Origin of the sequence: Halococcus qingdaonensis (assembly GCF_024508235.1) — an archaeon.
Taxonomy (GTDB): domain Archaea; phylum Halobacteriota; class Halobacteria; order Halobacteriales; family Halococcaceae; genus Halococcus; species Halococcus qingdaonensis.
Map to the genome: position 1 here is coordinate 1,604,554 of NZ_CP101943.1, position 16,950 is coordinate 1,621,503.

Here is a 16,950-nt window from a genome sequence, read left to right on the forward strand (position 1 = left end):
GATGGCCGCAGAGCTCACGACGCACGTACTCGACACGAGCCGGGAGGGACCCGCCGAGGGCGTCACGGTGACGCTCCAGCGGCTGGATTCCGACGGCGACGCCGAAACGATCGCCGACGGGACGACCAACGACGACGGTCGCCTCGACGAGCCACTCCTGACACCCGACGAGATGGAAGCTGGAACGTACCAGCTCCAGTTCGACGTCGGTGACTACTACCGCCGCAGCGAAACGGGATCGACGTTCCTGGAGACGGTTCCGGTCCGGTTCGTCATCGAGGAGCCCGACGAGCACTACCACGTGCCACTACTGCTCTCGCCCGGCGGCTACACGACGTATCGCGGCAGCTAACGACGCGGTCGCGACCTGCCGACCGGTCGCGTTTTCGATGACACAGTCCGATAGTACCGGCGTTACCCCATGCTCGCCGATGGTGACAGACGGAGGTCAGTGGCCATCTATCCGTTGGGTACGTTCCATATAGATAACGGTCGATCGAACGCGTATCCGTGAAAATCATCATTGTTAAGTGGTCGTAAGCGGGACTCATGGTCAGGGAATGTATGACACAGTCAGATGAAACCAGCGCGTCGAACGTCGTTTACGACATAGAGGAAAAGCCACCACTCGGGGAAGCGATCCCGTTGGCGTTCCAGCACGTGCTCGCGATGGTGCTCGGGAACATCGCGGTGCCACTCATCATGGCATCGGCGATCGGGCTCGCGACCGGGGAGACGACGTTCCTCGTCCAGATGGCACTCATCGTCGCGGGTGTCGCGAGCGTGATCCAGGCCTATCCCGCCGGCCCCGTCGGCGCGAAACTCCCGATCATGATGGGGACGAGCTTCGCGTTCCTCGGCACGCTGCAGCTCATCGCCGACAACGCCGGACTGGCGACGATATTCGGCGCGGCGCTCGTCGGCTCGCTCCTTCAGACCTTCATCGGAGCGAACTACGAACGGTTCAAGCCACTGTTTCCACCGCTGGTCAACGGTATCGTCGTGATGCTCATCGGCCTGACGCTCATCCCCACGGGGATCGACTACGCCGCCGGCGCGTCCTCCGGCCCGGGTGCGGCGGGCTACGCCTCGCTGATGAATCTCGGTGTCGCCGCGCTCGTCTTCCTGGTGATTCTGGCGCTGAACCAGTTTTTCCGTGGGATCCTCCGCATCGCGAGCGTGTTCTTCGGTATCCTCTTGGGCTACGTCGTCGCGGTGTTCCTCGGCATGGTCGATTTCGCACCGGTTGCGGATGCGGGCTGGTTCGCGGTCCCGATCCCATTGAAATTCGGCATCGCGTTCGATCCGGGGGCGATCATCGCCATCTCAGCCGTGTACGTCATCGTCGCGATGGAAACCATCGGCAACATTTCGGCAATCGTCTCCGAGACGGGGCGGAACGCTTCGAACAAACAGATCCGCGGTGGGCTGCTCGGCGACGGCGTCATGAGTGGCATCGCAGCGATCTTCGGCGCGTTCCCGAACACTTCCTTTGCACAGAACGTCGGCCTGATCAGTTTCACCGGCGTCGCCAGCCGATTCATCGTCGGTATCGGCGGTGTGATCCTCCTCGTCGGTGGGTTCATCCCGAAGATCGGTGCGATCATCACGACGGTGCCCGATCCCGTCCTCGGTGGCGGGACGCTCATCCTCTTCGCACAGATCTTCACCAGCGGCCTCAACATCATCCACCGCGAAGTCTCGCTCACCCAGCGCAACACGACCATCATCGCCGCCGCAGCCTCGCTCGGACTGGGCGTCACCTTCCGCCCCGAACTCGTCCAGAACCTCCCCGAAGTGGTCCAGCCGCTGATGGGTTCGGGCGTCGTCATGGGCGGGTTCGCCGCACTCATCCTCAATGCCCTCCTCCCACAGTCGAACCCCGTCGACAGTTCGCCCGAAAAGGACGTCGCCGCCACGGACGTCAACGACTGATCGACGACGATCGCGATATCGGTCCAAAGCAATCAGTTATTTTAAATAACGACACCACCGGTAGATTTACCATCCCATCTCCCGGATCACGTAGCATGCAACGAGCGCTCGTGGTCGTCGAAGGAACCGAATCGACGAAGGAACTCGTGCGAGAAGCCGGCGAGCTCGCCGAAGGCGTCGGGGCCGAGCTGTTCTTGCTCCACGTCACGACCGAGGAGCAGTTCAGCGAGTACGCCACCTCGATGGCCGACATCCCCGAACGAAACGTCGGCTACGGCGGCAAACGAGCGCGCGAGGGTGCACGACGGTTCGCCGAGGATATCGGCACCGAGATGTTCGAGGGCCTCGACGTCGAGTACGAGGCCGTCGGCATGCTCGGCGACAAGGAAGAACAGATCCTCGAGCTCGCCCACGAGCGCGACTGCGACCACATCTTCATCAGCGGCCGAAAACGCTCACCGACGGGGAAAGCACTCTTCGGCGATCTCGCCCAGTCGGTCCTGCTCAAGTTCGACGGCACCGTGACGATCCGTACGGACTGAATCGAACCGCGCGGCCTACGTCTCATCGAGACGAATCGAACAGATAGTCACCCAGTCATCCGTAGTACGAAGATTCTCTGAGACCATATCGGCCGACCGTGTGAAGAAAAATCGCGAACGAAGAAGAAAGCCGGGCCGATCAGTTACCGACGTTGGTGGCCCGCTCGACGACGTCGGGGCTGTAGAGCTCCTCGAGGTCGTCGTGCTGGTCCGGACGGTGTTCGTAGACGTCCTGGAAGAGGCTCACGGGCGTCATCGACGCCTGATAGGTCGCCTCGTCCCACATCCGGTCGTTGGCGACGTCGACCGAGATACCGTCGATCTCGATGGTTGCGGCACGCTCCATCGCGATCGCACCCGTTCCCGCATCACGAGCTTCCTCGAACTGCTCCATGGAGTCGACGATGTCGTCCATGCTCGGCACGTACTCGACCATGCCGAGCAGTTCCTCGCTGAGTTCCTCCTCGTCGAGATGGCGCTCGTCGCTGCCGACCGTCAGCACGTAGCCGTCGCCGTCTTCGGAGAGCGAGAGTCGGTCGCCCGTGTAGACCTCTTTGCCGTCCTCGTTTTTGAGGGCGACCTGCTGGCTACCGTCGTCGAGCAGCCACGACCCCGTCGCCGGCGGCAGGCCCGACGTGTTCGCTTCGACGACCTGGCCGGGAGTCAGCGACCAGATGCCGAGCATCCCCTTGGCCTGGTTGGCGGTCATGCGCTCGCGGTAGCCCTCGACGTCGCGGATGTCGTCGTAGGGACCGTCGACCGAGATCAGACCCGCCGCACTCGCACCGCGCGAGGTGTTGTGGCGCAGCTCCGGCCACGCCGGCAGATTGCCTGTCGGCGTGATCGCGCGCATGTCCTTCGTGTAGTCGACCTCGCCGTCGACGAGCATGAACAGCCGTTCGAGGTTGTTTGTGGGTTTGCCCATCTCTTCGCGCAGCTCGCCCATCGCGAGTTCGGCGGCACCCGACTCGACGATCACCGACATCGCCAGTGAGCCTTCTTCGAGGCCGTGCTCGTGCTCGACGATCGTGACGAACTCGTCGGCCTTCTTCCAGTCGTCGATCCCACCCACTTCCGGGATCACGAACCCGTCGAGGTGCTCGACGGCTCCTTTCTCGGGGTCGGCGATCGACAGCATGCGCTTGAGCCCCTGATGGCGCGTCTCGGGGCTGTCGCGATGCCAGACCACCCGCGGGTGGATCTCGCCGGGGAACTCCGCCCCGTTCTCCGAGAGCACTTCGACGATGTTCGCCGCTCCCTCGTCGCGCATCGACGGTGCCGTCGCGTCCTCGTTGTCCGGCACCCACACGTCCGGTGCCTGCATTCCACGGAGTTGGCTCGCGCTGCGGATCATCTTCGCCGAATCCTCCTCGCCTTCGACCGCCGTCGGCGAGGTGAAAAACGTCCGCACGAACTGCCGCTCGTGGAGTCGCTTGTCGTGAGTGTTCCCTGTCATCTGTGTATCAGTGGTCATCTCTGTAACCAGTGGCTCGAAAACTGTCCAGCATCGGACGGCCCGTGACAGTCATCTTGCAATTATCATGTGGTTCGAGCAGTACCTGTAAGTTTCGATATCGTCGAACGAACCGTCGTCGTGGAATATCGTCCGTGATCGACGTCCGTCTCCCGATCCGTCGGAAGTCAGTCACAGCGATTCACAATCCTTATCAGAGGGGCGGTTGGTTCCAGAGATATGGGAGAACTGGAATTCGACATCGATGGCGACGTCTACACGGCCGAGCTGCTCGAAGACGAGGCACCGGAATCGGTCAAGGCCATGCGCGACTTCCTGCCGCTCGAATCGGATCTGATGCACGTCCGCTGGAGCGGGCACGCGACGTGGGTCAACATCGACGAGATCGAGCTGCCGGAGGTTCCCCGCGAGAATCATACTGTGTACCCCTCGCGCGGCGACATCCTGCTCTACCCGGGCTACCGCAACGAGAAGGAGATCCTCGTCCCGTGTGGCTCGACGTGCTTCAAGAGCCCGGCCGGCGAACTCGCTGGCAACCACGTCGCGAACCTCGACGCGACCCAGCAGGAGCTCTACGAGCTCGAACAGGACACGCTCAAGAACGGTCAGAAAGACATCACCATCCGCGAAGTCTAACCGGGCCGAAGTCCCGATCACTTTTTCGACCGACAGCACTCAGCCGTCGGTCCGTCTCTCGGTACGATTCGATAACTACGGCCGACGCTCGTGATCGATAGCAAGATCGAATCGGCGACACACGTCAGCAACGCTGTTCGACTTAGACGCTCCAGTCTGGTCGTTCGCGCGGGACGAACTCGCCACGACCGGTCTCGACGATCTCGCCGTCGTCGGCGACGACCTCGCCGCGGACGAGCGTCGTTTTTGCGCGCCCGGTCACGTCGCGACCCTCGTAGATCGAGTAGTCGGCGACCGAAGCGTTGTCTTCGGCAGTGATCGTGTAGCTCTCGTTCGGGTCGAACAGGACGATGTCGGCGTCGGTGCCGGGATCGAGCGTGCCCTTCTCGGCGAAGCCAAACGTCCGTGCCGGGTTCGTACACATCGTCCGGACGAGGAACGGGTACGAGAAGCCGCGTCGGTTCACCGCCTCGTCGTGGAACACCGCGAGACTCGCCTGCAGTCCGTTGGCCCCGAACGGGTCCTCCCACCACTCGGTGGTCTCCTTTCGCTCGCGCGTCTGTGCGACGTGATCGGTCGAGACGACACTCAGCGCACCCTCGCGGAGATGCTCAAACAGGGCGTCGTTGTCGTCGCTGGTCCGCAACGGCGGCGTCAGCTCCGGCAGGTTGCCCATCTCGTCGAAGAGCTCCTTCGTCAGCGTAGTGTGGTGGACGCAGGCCTCACCACGGATGTTGCTTCCGTCGCGCTGGTAGCGTGCGAGCGCATCCGCCGCCTTTCGGGAGGACGTGTGGAAGCCGTAGTACTGTGCGCCGGTCTCGCTGGCGAGTCTGGCGACATCGTCGGCGGCCATCGCCTCGGCGTAATCCGGTCGCGCCTCGGCGAGCCAGCGGGGATCGTCCCGTCCGGCTTCCCGGAACTCCTTGGTGAGCGACTCACAGACGCTGTGGTCCTCGGTGTGGACGACCCCAACGGCGTCGAGATCCGCCAGCTCGTCGAACACTCGGCGGATATAGCCGTGCGAGAGACCGAACTCGTAGGTGCTGTACATCTTGAACGAAGTGATACCGTCCTCGATCAGCCCCTCGAGCTCGTCGAAGGCATCCTCGCCCTCGCGTAGGAAGCCGCCGTGGAGGCTGAAGTCGATCACCGGATTCTCGGCCTTTTCGCGCTTGCGCTCGACACCCTCCCGGATCGTACTCTCCTCGTCCCAGGCGCTGTCCTCGCTGACGTACGCCTGCCAGCCGAAGTCGATGAGCGACGTCACGCCGCCGAGCGCGGCGGCGCTGGTCGCCGATTCGTAGCTGTCGAGCGAGACGTGGTCGTCGATGTGAGTGTGCGGGTCGACGACGCCAGGCATCACGAGGCGGTCCGACGCGTCGATCGTGGTCGAGGCCTCTGGCAGCGTCTCCTCGTCGCCAACGCCGACGATGGTTCCGTCGTCGATCGCGATGGCACCATCGAAAACGCTCTCGCTCGTCACGATGGTCCCGTTCGAAATTACTGTATCAACCGGCATCGACCACCGATTCTACCCAGCAACGTAAAACCGTTTGGCTGTTCGATTCCGCTAGAGGGTCGAATCGAGTGCAGAAGTTCGAACTGAATAGTGCTTCAAAATTTTTCTTGAGAGTTTCTCTTGAAATCCAGCGGAGAATATGTCACTTGTCTTCTCGATATACGGTACGCAATGGCATACGAGGAGCGACCATGACAGAATCGAGTTCGGAAGGATTGGAACCGATCCCGGACGACGAGCGCTCGATGAGCCTCTCGCACTACATCCCGGTCTGGTGGGCGTCGTTCATCATCGTCCAGGGGTTCGCGACGGCGTTTTTCGCCGTCTACCCGCAGGGACCGCTGAACGTGGTGCAGGCCGCGGTCGCGATGGCCATCGGTGCGGTGACGTCGGCGGTCTTCTTCGTGCTCAACGGTCGCTGGGGCTACGACAAGGGGATCCCGTTCGTCGCCCAGGCCCGAGCTGCGTTCGGCACCCGTGGGGCGATCATCCCGAACGTCGTTCGCATGTTGCCGGCGGTCATCTGGCTCGGCATCGGCAACTGGATCGGTGCGCTGGCGATCCAGAGCATCACGCAGACGCTGTGGGGTGTCGGCAACCTCCGGCTCTACTTCGTGCTGTTCTTGCTGTTGAACATCGCCCTCGCGTGGGGCGGCATCAGTTCGATCAAGTGGTTCGACTCGATCGCCGCCGGCGTCATCATCGTGCTGCTCGCGTACACGCTGTTCACGGTCGTCTCGAAGCAGGGCATCTCGACGCAGTCGATCGAGTACGGCGGGACGTGGGGACTGCCCTTCCTCACGATCGTCGCGGCCCACGTCGGGACGGCGATGACGGGCGCGCTCAACGCGGCCGATCTCAGTCGCCATCTGGAGAAGAAACGTGGCTCCTGGAACCATATCTTGGGCCACCTGCTCGGGGTCGCCCCGGCGATGCTCTACATGGCGCTCGTGGGCGTCATCTTCGGCACGTCGATCACGACGAACACCCAGAACCCGGTGTTCGCCATCATGGACGTGGCTCCGAACCCGACCGTCGGCGTCGCGGTGATGGTGTTCGTCCTCGCCGCACAAACCTCCTCGAACCTGACGCTCAACCTCATCCCGACCGTCCACGTGCTTCAGGACGCCATCGGGACCACGTGGGAGCGCGGGCTCATCATCACGAGCGTGCTCTCGGTCGTGACCTTCCCGTGGGTGCTGTTCTCCTCGGAGGGCGGCATCTACTTCCTGATGATCAACGCCTACGCCGTCCCGCTGGGGCCGGTGCTCGGCGTGTTGCTGGCCGACTACTGGGTCTTCCGTTCGGGTAACGCCTCGATCCCGTCGCTCTACGACAAGAGCCGCGACTCGAAGTTCTGGTTCATCAGGGGGTTCTCGGTCACGGCGCTGGCGAGCGTGCTCGTCGGCTCGCTCGCGAGCATCGCGCTGCTCGATTTCTCCTGGATGGTCGGGCTCCCGGTCGGCTTCGCCACCTACGTCGTCCTCCGGAAGTTCGATCTCGACGAGCGCACCACCGAATATCTCTCGGAATCGCCAGCACCGACGGCCGACTGACCCACCGACAGCCCCGCTGATTCCCCCGTTTCCGACGCCGGCTTCGGCACGTTGCTCCGGCGAATCAGCGCGACAATCCACACATTCAAGCCGGATCACGGTTTAGCGACACGCGAACCATGAACGCAACAGCAGAGTCGTCCCGCTACGTCGACGAGGATCGACTGCGCGACGACATCGAGACGAACGGCGAGTACGGCGCGATCTCGATCGGCGAAGGTCACGGACGGACGGTGCTGCCGGGAACGAAGGCGAACAAACAGGTACGCGAGTACTTCATCGAGCGACTGGAGGACGCCGGCCTCGACGTCCGGACCGACTCGGTCGGCAACATCGCCGGTCGCTGGGTGCCCGACGGTGCCGACCCGGACGCGGCCGCGGTCGCCGCGGGGAGCCATCTCGACTCGGTGCCCGAAGGCGGCATCTTCGACGGCGTGCTGGGCGTCTACAGCGCCCTCGAAGCCGTCCGTGCGCTCCAGGAGTCCGATGCCGATCTCGAACGGCCGGTCGAGGTCGTCTGCTTCACCGAAGAGGAGGGGACGCGCTTCTCGAACGGCGTTCTCGGCTCGGCGGTGGCGACCGGACAGCGATCGGTCGATGACGCGCTCGCGCTCGAAGATCACGACGGCATCTCGCTCGATGAGGCTCTAAACGAGATCGGTGCGAAGGGCTCCGGCCGGCTCGACGCGAGCGCGTGGGATTCCTGGCTCGAAGTCCACGTCGAGCAGAGCAAGCGGCTCGAAAACGCGAACGTTCCCGTGGGGATCGTCACCTCGATCACCGGGACGATCCGATGTTCGGTCGAGATCGATGGCGAGGCGAACCACGCAGGCTGTGCGGCGATGAAGGATCGGACGGACGCGCTCGCGGCGGCGAGCGAACTGGTTCTCGACGTCGAGCAGGCAACCGAGGACGTCGTCGCCGAGAAAGGCGACAGCGTCGTCGGCACGGTCGGCCAGCTCGATATCAGCCCGAACGCGGTCAACGTCGTTCCCGGACGCGCCGAACTGGGGATCGACATCCGTGACGTCGACTACGAATCGATGGAGACGATCGTCGGTGAGGTCGAGGCGAGCCTCGCACGCCTCGAAGCCGAACGCGGTGTCGACACCACGTTCGAGCGTCCCTACGACATCGCGCCGATCGACATGAGCGATCGCTGTACGTCCGCACTCGACGAGGCAGCCGCCGAGAGCGGTGTTTCGACGATGGAACTCCACTCGGGTGCCGGCCACGACACGATGCACGTCGCGAAAGTCACCGACTCGGGGATGATCTTCGCTCCCTCGCGCGACGGCATCTCGCACAACCCGCTCGAATGGACCGACTGGGAGAGCTGTGCGACCGCGACCCGCGTGCTGACCGGCGGTATCGCCCGGCTCGCGCGGTCGGCCTGACAGTTCGTCTCGACTTCTCCGTCCGAAACCACCAGCAAACAGCGGCGCGAGAACGGCTTACCGATCACTGACTCTCGGCGCTATCGGCCGCAACATCTGCTCGATGAGCGCCGTCACCGACGCCCCGTCGCCGCCGACGGCAAGGCCGATCTCGGACAGCCCGGTGCCGAGAACGGTCGGTCACCAGCGGGAAGCGACGATCGTCCCCCCATCAGTTCGTAAGTCAGTGCCACACTGCGGTCCGAACGGTCGCCTCGTCGACGACCGGTGCCAATACGTATCCGTTATGCTACATGAGGTCGGACAGGATGCTACCGATCTTGCTCGTCGAAAAACACGAGTGTCGATGGATCGTCTCGCGGCTCTACGCCACTTCGTGCTCGGCGACGTCGTCAAGCACCTGCTCGGCGTGCTCGCCCGGCGAGACGTCCTCGTAGACAGCCTCGATATCGCCGTTCGGGCCGATGACGAAGGTGTTGCGGAGCGCGGTGCCGTCGCCGGCGGAGTCGTATTTCTCGGCGACGGTACCGTCCTCGTCGCTCAGCAGCGTGAACGGGAGCTCCTCGTCGTCGCGGAACGCCGCGAGATCCGCGACCGAATCCATCGAGACGCCGAGCACCGGCACGTCGTGGCGCTCGAACTCGTCGAATGCGTCGCCGAAGTTGTTCGCCTCGATAGTGCAGCCCTCCGTCCCCGCCTTCGGGTAGAAGTAGAGGACGACGCGCTGGCCCTCGAACTCCGAGAGCGAAACCGACTCGCCGTCCTGATTCTGCAGACTGAACGCCGGTGCCGTCTGGCCTACCTGTGGCATGGCTCCGAATATCGGCGAGACGCTGATAATGCTTACGACGCGTCCTCGCTGCGTCCGGCGGCCGGCGTCGGCGACGAGTCGGCACGGTCAGTCGAGGACGAATCGGTGGCCTTCTCGGTCACGTGGAAATCGTCCGGCGGCGCGACCAGCCCGGCGGTGGCCCCGACCGAGTGGACGAGCGCGGCCAGGGGAACGAGCGCGACCAACGGGAGCGAGCGCAGCGTGAGTTGCTCGTAATGACGAAGACCGAGGACGAATCGGACGACCATCAGCAGGCCGAGCGTAAACGAGACGATTTGGAGGAGCAGCCCATAGACGATTTGGAGGAGCAGCCCATAGACGAGATGGAGACCGCCCATGGCAGCGAACAGCGCGATGAACGGGACGATCGGCGAGACCGCCCACGCGTATGATCGGTGCTTCGCCAGCAGTCGGTATCGCAGCGGGAGATTATTGGCTTCCTGGTGGTTGCCGGCGGCCCAGCGCCGGCGCTGCTGGAAGATCTCGCCGAGGCTCGGCGGTGCCTGATTGGCGAAACTGTCCGGGCTGAGCGCGTACGAGACGGCCGTGTTCCGGGCGGCCTGCCAGAGGAAGGCAGTGTCCTCGACGAGCGTCGGACGATCCCACGTGATCTCCTGTTCGAGCGAGTGTCGGACGGCGATCCCGCCGCCCCACGCGAACAGGGGAATGCGGAGGCGGTGGAACGCCCGCTGTTCGATCTGTGCGCCCATCCGATAGACGTCCGCGAGGTAGGCGAGCCACGAGTTCGTCCGGCGAGGTCGTTCGGTGAACTGGACGACGTCCGCGTCGGGAAGCCCTCTGAACTCGCCGACGAGGCTGTCCTCGTCGAGATAGAGGACGTACTCCCGATCACACGACAGCGCCTGGCGGGCCCACTCGGTCGCACGGCTCTTCCGGACCGCCTCGCAGGAGAACGATTCGGGGACGACGTGGACCTCCGCGCCGTCGATCGCGATCGGCTCCTCGGCGATCACGTGTCGATCGGTGAGTGTGGACGGCAGCGAATCGACCGTTCGCTGGACGACGTCCTCGGCGTCGATCGTGAGGATGCGCACCTGCACGTCGTCCGGGCCGTGTTCAAGCGGCTGGTCGTCCGGCGGGCGCGTGAGGACGAGCACTTCGTACAGCCAGAACAGTCCCACGCCACAGAACAGCAGCGTGACTGTCCAGAGGACGGTCGAGACGGCGAACGCGAACCAGGGACTCATCGTGGCGGCCGATGGCGTCACGCGTCATGAAGCCCGTGATCGACCGGCTCACCGCTACTGATGATCACTCATGCCGAGTGAGAACAGTGTTGTCGATCCGATCGCCGAACCGCTATCCGCGCGACGCGCGGACCGATGGATTTTACTGACTGGCTGCGAGCGTGCAACGTAATGGCCGAAACAATCGGTTTCGTCGGTCTGGGTATCATGGGGCTCCCGATGTCGAAGAACCTCGTCGACGCGGACTACGACGTCGTGGGCCACAACCGCTCGCAGGAGCCGGTCGACGAACTCGTCGACTACGGCGGCGAGGCTGCCGACTCCCCCCAAGCGGTCGCCGAGCAGGTCGACATCGTGATCACCTGCCTTCCGGACTCGCCGGTCGTCGAGTCGATCGTCCGCGACGACGACGGCATCCTCGCCGGGCTGAGCGAAGGGATGACCGTGATCGACATGTCGACGATCTCGCCGACCGTCACCGAGGAGCTCGCCGCGGCAATCGAGGACGCTGGCGCGGAGATGCTCGACGCGCCGATCAGCGGCGGCGAGGAGGGTGCCATCGACGGCACGCTCTCGATCATGGTCGGCGGCGACGAGGACGTCTTCGACGCCAACGAGGAACTGCTCGCGGCGATGGGCGAGACCGTCACCCACTGCGGGCCGAGCGGGGCCGGACAGACGACGAAGGCCTGCAACCAGATCGTCGTCGCCGCCCAGATGGTCGGCGTGAGCGAGGCGCTCGTTTTCGCCCAGAAAGCCGGTGCGGATCTCGACGCGGTCGTCGAGGCGATCAGCGGCGGTGCGGCGGGCTGCTGGACGCTCGACAACCGCGCACCGTCGATGATCGAGGGGGACTTCGATCCGGGCTTCTTCGCCTCCTATCAGTACAAGGATCTCCGCATCGCGACCGACGCCGGCGAGGCCTTCGGCGCGCCGATGCCCCAGACCGAGATCGCCCACGAACTCTACAAATCGATGGAGACGACCGGTCGGGGCGACGACGACAACTCCGGCGTGATGCAGATCATCGAGGACCTGGCGGGCGAAGAAGCGCGCGTCGACTGAGCGACGAGAGGAAAGATAGCTCGTTTTTGATTTGGCAGTGATTCGACCGAAAGTCGATGCGACGACCAGTGGAGTCGCCGGTCGGTTTTGAAGGCCGAAAGCGGTCTATCGCGTACTGGTGATGTCCCCTTCGTAGACGACGCCGCGCTCGGCATCGAGCGTCACCGTCACGTCCTCCGAGAGATCGCCGAGATCGACCCCGCCGATCATCGGGATGCCGAGCTCGCGGGCGACGATCGCCGGATAGCCCGTGACGCCCTTGTGCCCGCTGATGATACCGGCGAGCGACGAGGGATCGCCGGTGAACTCGTCATCGAAGTCGGTCGGTAGCGTCAGCACGCTGCCGTCGGGGACCGACGTGAGATCTCCGTGCTCCGCGTGGTGGAGCGGTCCGGTGGCGACGCCCTCGACGATCGAGCGTCCGGAGGCGACGATGTCGGCGGCGACGTGGATCTTGAGCATGTTCGTCGTGTTCGCCTCCTCGAGATCGGTCATCAGCCCGGCGAGAACGACCACGCTGTCGCCGCTGGCGACGACACCGGCGTCGACCGCCGTCTGGACGGCGTTCTGCACCACGACGTCCGTGCTCTTCTCGCGCTCGGTGAGCGGCGCGAACTGGGGAACGACCCCCGCCGAGAGCGCGAGATGGCGACAGACCTGCCGCGACGGGGTCACGGCGATCACCGGCACGTCGGGGCGGTATTTGGCTGCTTTGAGCGCCGTGTATCCCGATTCGGTCGCCGCGACGATCGCCGCCGCGTCGATATCGCGGGCGAGATAGCGCGCGGAGCGGGCGAGCACGTCCGTTCTGGCGCTGCCGGGTTTCGGCACGGTCTGTTCGTTGCGCTCGGCGTACTCCTCGCTGGCTTCGACCTCGCCGACGATCGTCGACATCGCGTCGACGACGCGTGCCGGATGGTCGCCGACGGCCGTCTCGCCCGAGAGCATGACCGCGTCGGTACCGTCGAGCACCGCGTTCGCCACGTCGGTGGCCTCGGCGCGCGTCGGTCTGCGTGCATGGGTCATCGAATCCAACATCTCGGTCGCCGTGATCACCGGGACGCCCGCCGCACGACATTTCTGGATGATCCGCTTCTGGATCAGGGGTACCTCCTCCATCGGACACTCGACGCCGAGATCGCCCCGGGCAACCATCACGCCGTAGGTCGATTCGATGATGCCGTCGAGATGCTCGACCGCGCCGGCGCGCTCGATCTTGGCGACGACGGGCACGTCCGCACCCTGATTCTCCAGAGCCTCGTTGACCGCGTAGATGTCCTCGGCGTCACGGACGAAACTCGCCGCGACGAAATCCACGTCGTAGTCGGCCGCCAGCGTCAGTTCCTGGCGATCCTGCTCGGTGACGGATTCGAGATCGAGATCGACGCCCGGCACGTTGACCCCCTTCTGTCCGCCGAGAGTTCCGCCGCTCTCGACGTCGACGACGACGGTCTCGCCCTCGACGCGGCTGACGACCGTCTCGATGCGGCCGTCGTCGAGCAGTACGCGATCGCCGGGGCTCACGGCACCGATGCTGGTCGAGACGCCGACCGCCTCGGGAGTCGCGGTCTCGCCCTCCGAGAGGCGGACCTCGGTGCCGGTTTCGAGTTCGATCGGTTCGTCGAGCGGCGCGGTGCGGATCTCCGGGCCGGGCAGGTCGAGCATGACCGCAACCGACCGGCCGACGGCAGAGCTCGCTGCGCGCACCGTCTCGATGAGGTCGGCGCGGTTCTCGGTGGTGCCGTGGCTCGCGTTGAGCCGCGCGACCGACATCCCGTTCTCGATGAGTCGTTCGATCGTCGGCTGCTCGGCGGTCGCCGGCCCGAGCGTACAGACGATCTTCGTGTTTCTCGTTGGCATACTCTACCGGCAGCTATCGGCGCGGACATAAAAGAACTGTCGACGGCGGGCGCTACTTGTGGGCGTCGAGGAGGTCGTAACTGCGCTCCCAGTCTGCCTCCGCGTCGAAGTAGCGCTCGGCCAGCGGCTCCTCGGACATCTCACCCGTCGAGCGCTTCTCCTCACCGTACGACCGGCGCTCCTCGTCGATGTAGAACCGACCGGTGAGCACCTCGCCCTCGTAGAGTTTGTCCTCGGTCTCGTGCATCATCTCGGCTGCTTCCTGACGGTCGTGCACGTCGAAGTCGAACTCCTCGGAGTCCTGAACGTCCGTGTAGGGGACGTACTGTTTGGCGTCCTTGTTCCAGGTCGGACACTGCGTCAGGAAGTCCACGTGGGCGAACCCGTCGTGTTCGATCGCTTCGGTCAGGATCTCCGTCGCCTGCCGCGGGTTCACCGCCGCCGTCCGGGCGATGTAGGAGGCCCCCGACGTCAGCGCCAGCGATAGTGGTCGAATAGGATCTTTCGCCGAGCCGTGGGGCTGGGTCTTCGACTCGTGACCCTTCGGGCTCGTCGGGGAGGTCTGGCCCTTCGTCAGCCCGAAGATCTCGTTGTTGAACACGATGTAGGTCATGTCGTGGTTCTCGCGGGCGGTGTGCATGAAGTGGTTGCCGCCGATGCCGTACCCATCGCCGTCGCCACCCGCCGCGATTACCTCTAATCCTGGGTTCGCGAGTTTCGCCGCGCGGGCGATCGGCAGCGACCGCCCGTGGATCGAGTGCATCCCGTACGACTCGAAGTAGCTGTTCAGTTTGCCCGAACAGCCGATGCCGGTGACGAGAAGCGTCTCGTCGGGCGTGCGCCCGACTTCGGGCATCGCACCTTTGAGCGCCTTCAGGACACTGAAGTCTCCACAGCCCGGACACCACGTCGCCTGCGGTTCGATCCCCGGCGTGAACGCCTCCCGATCGATCTCCTCGCCCTGTGCCGCCTGTCCGATCGCACTGAATGATTTGCTCATGTCTTAATCACCTGCCGCGGGTTCGATCCGCGTCTGTGCCGTCGGCGGTTCGTCGCCACCGTTCACCTGGATGTCGAACCCCTCGACGACCTCCGCCGGCTCGAACGGGTTGCCGTTGTACTTCAGCAGACTCGACATCTTCTCGCCGAACCTCCCCAGCTCCTTCTGGGTCAATCCCCGGAACTGGGCGGTGATGTTCATCTCGACGACCAGGCATTCGTCGACCGACTCGAGGAATGCCGTCACGTCCTCCTTGGGGTAGGGCATCAGGTCGCTCACGCCCAGCATCTTGACCGACTCGCCCTGTTCGTTGAGGCGGTCGACGGCCTCCTCGACGCTACCCTGCTGGCTGCCCCAGACCAGGATGCCGTGCTCGGCGTCTTCTGGCCCGTAATACGTCTGGTTCGAATGCTCTTTGTCATCCAAGTCGCTGCGGATGGATTCGAGTTTGCGCGTGCGCCGGTCGACCTGCGCGACGCGATTGTCCGGACTTTCCTCGATGTGGCCCTGCGGGGTGTGTTCGTTGCCCGTCGCCAGGAACCGACCGTCCTTCTGGCCGGGAATGCTCCGCGGGCTCACGCCGTCTTCGGGGTCGTGCCGGAACCGGTTGAACGTCCCCGACGCGTGGTGGGGTGCCTCGGCGATCTCCTCTTCCGAAAGCACGCTTCCCAAGTCGGGATTGGGCTCGCGATCGAAGTGGCTCGCCGGCACGCTCGCGAGTTCACCCGACAGCTTCTGGTCGATCACGATCACGACCGGAATCTGATACTCGTAGGCCACCCGGAACGCTTCCCGGGACTGCTCGTAGGCCTCCGCGACCGTCCCAGGGGCGAAGACGACACGATTGGAGTCGCCCTGGCTCGTGTAGAGGATGTGCTCGAGGTCGCCCTGCTCGGGTTTGGTCGGCATCCCCGTCGAGGGGCCCGCGCGCATCGCTTCCACGAGGACGAGCGGTGTCTCGGTCATCTCCGCCAGTCCGAGCGGTTCGGACATCAGTGCGAACCCGCCGCCCGAGGAACCGGACATCGCCTTGACACCCGCGTGGGAGGCACCGATCGCCAGCGATGCCGCCGCGATCTCGTCTTCGACCTGCTCGGAGATCCCTCCAATGGAGGGCAAGTGCTGGGTCATGATCGTGAACACGTCCGTCCACGGTGTCATCGGATAACCCGCGATGAACCGGCAGCCCTCGTCGATCGCACCGTACGCGACCGAGTGACTCCCGTTCAACAGCACCTGCTCTTCGTTGTGGCTCCCGGTAGGCACTTCGAGATCGTGCGTGAACTCCATCTCGCTGACTTCGGCGTGAGCCTCCTCGAGCACTTCCACGTTGGTTTCGAGCATCTCGCCGCTCATCGTGTCGGCCATCAGCTCCTCGAAGATCTCCGTGTCCATGTCGATCAGCGCCGCGGTGGCGGCCACGCCGGCCGTGTTACGCATGATCTCGCGGCCGTGCTCGCGTGCGAGGCTTCGGAGGTCGAGCGGGTAGACGTGCCAGTCGTTTTCCTCGACGCGCTCGTCGAAGTCCTCGACCTCGTCGGTGTCGAGCAGCCCCTCGTCGTAGACGATTACCCCGCCCTCGCGCAACTCGTCGAGGTTCTCCGTCAGCGGTTTGACTTCTTCATTTCCATAGTAGGCCTCGCCGTCCTGCGGGTTCCGGGCGAAACTGTCACCGAGTGCCAGCAGGAAATCGTAGCCGTCGCCGCGCGATTTCACTGCGTGGTCAGCCGCTCGCACCTCCACGTAGGTGTGGCCACCGCGGATCCGCGATGGGTAATGTCTGTGTGTGAATACGTCCAGCCCCGTGCGCATCAGCGCCTTCGTGAAGTTCTGGCTCGTCGAGTCGATCCCGTCACCGGAACCGCCCGCGATCCGCCAGATGAGTTCTTCTCCTGTCATATGGTTCCACCAGAGTGGTTCAACTGC

At 64.3% G+C, this 16,950-nt stretch carries 14 protein-coding genes; 7 read left to right on the forward strand and 7 right to left on the reverse strand.

Annotated elements, in window-relative coordinates:
• The first annotated feature begins 1 nt into the window (after position 1).
• From uraH to NO363_RS08315, 3 genes are all read left to right on the forward strand, one after another.
• Entirely contained in the window at positions 2–352 is a 351-nt protein-coding gene (gene uraH / locus NO363_RS08305) for a hydroxyisourate hydrolase (RefSeq protein ID WP_256684326.1), read from the forward strand.
• Between the two features lie 212 nt (positions 353–564).
• Positions 565–1,935, forward strand: a complete 1,371-nt coding sequence (locus tag NO363_RS08310; RefSeq protein ID WP_256684329.1) for a uracil-xanthine permease family protein — start codon at positions 565–567, stop codon at positions 1,933–1,935.
• A gap of 95 nt (positions 1,936–2,030) precedes the next feature.
• Complete coding sequence (locus NO363_RS08315) at positions 2,031–2,477, forward strand: universal stress protein (RefSeq protein WP_256684331.1); 447 nt, start codon at positions 2,031–2,033, stop codon at positions 2,475–2,477.
• 139 nt (positions 2,478–2,616) lie between these two features.
• Here NO363_RS08315 and aceB read toward each other — a convergent pair whose 3' ends face one another.
• On the reverse strand, positions 2,617–3,933 hold the full coding sequence (aceB, locus tag NO363_RS08320) for a malate synthase AceB (RefSeq protein WP_256684333.1): 1,317 nt from the start codon (positions 3,931–3,933) through the stop codon (positions 2,617–2,619).
• Positions 3,934–4,170: 237 nt separating this feature from the next.
• Between aceB and NO363_RS08325 the strand changes: the two genes are divergently transcribed.
• Positions 4,171–4,587, forward strand: a complete 417-nt coding sequence (locus NO363_RS08325; protein WP_256684335.1) for a DUF3830 family protein — start codon at positions 4,171–4,173, stop codon at positions 4,585–4,587.
• Positions 4,588–4,729: 142 nt separating this feature from the next.
• Here NO363_RS08325 and NO363_RS08330 read toward each other — a convergent pair whose 3' ends face one another.
• A complete protein-coding gene (locus NO363_RS08330; protein WP_256684337.1) occupies positions 4,730–6,106 on the reverse strand; it encodes a dihydroorotase in 1,377 nt (458 codons plus the stop codon).
• Between the two features lie 191 nt (positions 6,107–6,297).
• Here NO363_RS08330 and NO363_RS08335 point away from each other — a divergent pair, with 191 nt between their 5' ends.
• Positions 6,298–7,662 (forward strand): cytosine permease, encoded by a 1,365-nt coding sequence (locus NO363_RS08335; protein WP_256684338.1) that lies wholly within the window; start codon positions 6,298–6,300, stop codon positions 7,660–7,662.
• Positions 7,663–7,781: 119 nt separating this feature from the next.
• Positions 7,782–9,059, forward strand: coding sequence for a M20 family metallo-hydrolase (locus tag NO363_RS08340; RefSeq protein WP_256684339.1), 1,278 nt, complete (start codon positions 7,782–7,784; stop codon positions 9,057–9,059).
• Between the two features lie 364 nt (positions 9,060–9,423).
• On the opposite strand, the gene NO363_RS08345 is transcribed toward NO363_RS08340, so the two are convergent.
• A complete protein-coding gene (locus tag NO363_RS08345) occupies positions 9,424–9,870 on the reverse strand; it encodes a peroxiredoxin (RefSeq protein ID WP_256684340.1) in 447 nt (148 codons plus the stop codon).
• Positions 9,871–9,902: 32 nt separating this feature from the next.
• Positions 9,903–11,099: a glycosyltransferase family 2 protein gene (locus tag NO363_RS08350; protein ID WP_256684342.1), complete on the reverse strand. Its 1,197-nt coding sequence runs from the start codon at positions 11,097–11,099 to the stop codon at positions 9,903–9,905.
• Between the two features lie 171 nt (positions 11,100–11,270).
• Between NO363_RS08350 and NO363_RS08355 the strand changes: the two genes are divergently transcribed.
• Positions 11,271–12,164, forward strand: coding sequence for an NAD(P)-dependent oxidoreductase (locus NO363_RS08355; RefSeq protein ID WP_256684343.1), 894 nt, complete (start codon positions 11,271–11,273; stop codon positions 12,162–12,164).
• Positions 12,165–12,269: 105 nt separating this feature from the next.
• Here NO363_RS08355 and pyk read toward each other — a convergent pair whose 3' ends face one another.
• Genes pyk through NO363_RS08370 form a run of 3 tightly spaced genes read right to left on the reverse strand, consistent with a single transcriptional unit; the run spans position 12,270 to position 16,923 of the window.
• Positions 12,270–14,024: a pyruvate kinase gene (pyk, locus tag NO363_RS08360; RefSeq protein WP_256684344.1), complete on the reverse strand. Its 1,755-nt coding sequence runs from the start codon at positions 14,022–14,024 to the stop codon at positions 12,270–12,272.
• A 52-nt stretch (positions 14,025–14,076) separates the two neighbouring features.
• On the reverse strand, positions 14,077–15,024 hold the full coding sequence (locus tag NO363_RS08365; RefSeq protein ID WP_256684346.1) for a thiamine pyrophosphate-dependent enzyme: 948 nt from the start codon (positions 15,022–15,024) through the stop codon (positions 14,077–14,079).
• A gap of 3 nt (positions 15,025–15,027) precedes the next feature.
• Positions 15,028–16,923: a 2-oxoacid:acceptor oxidoreductase subunit alpha gene (locus NO363_RS08370; RefSeq protein ID WP_256684348.1), complete on the reverse strand. Its 1,896-nt coding sequence runs from the start codon at positions 16,921–16,923 to the stop codon at positions 15,028–15,030.
• Positions 16,924–16,950: the final 27 nt, after the last annotated feature.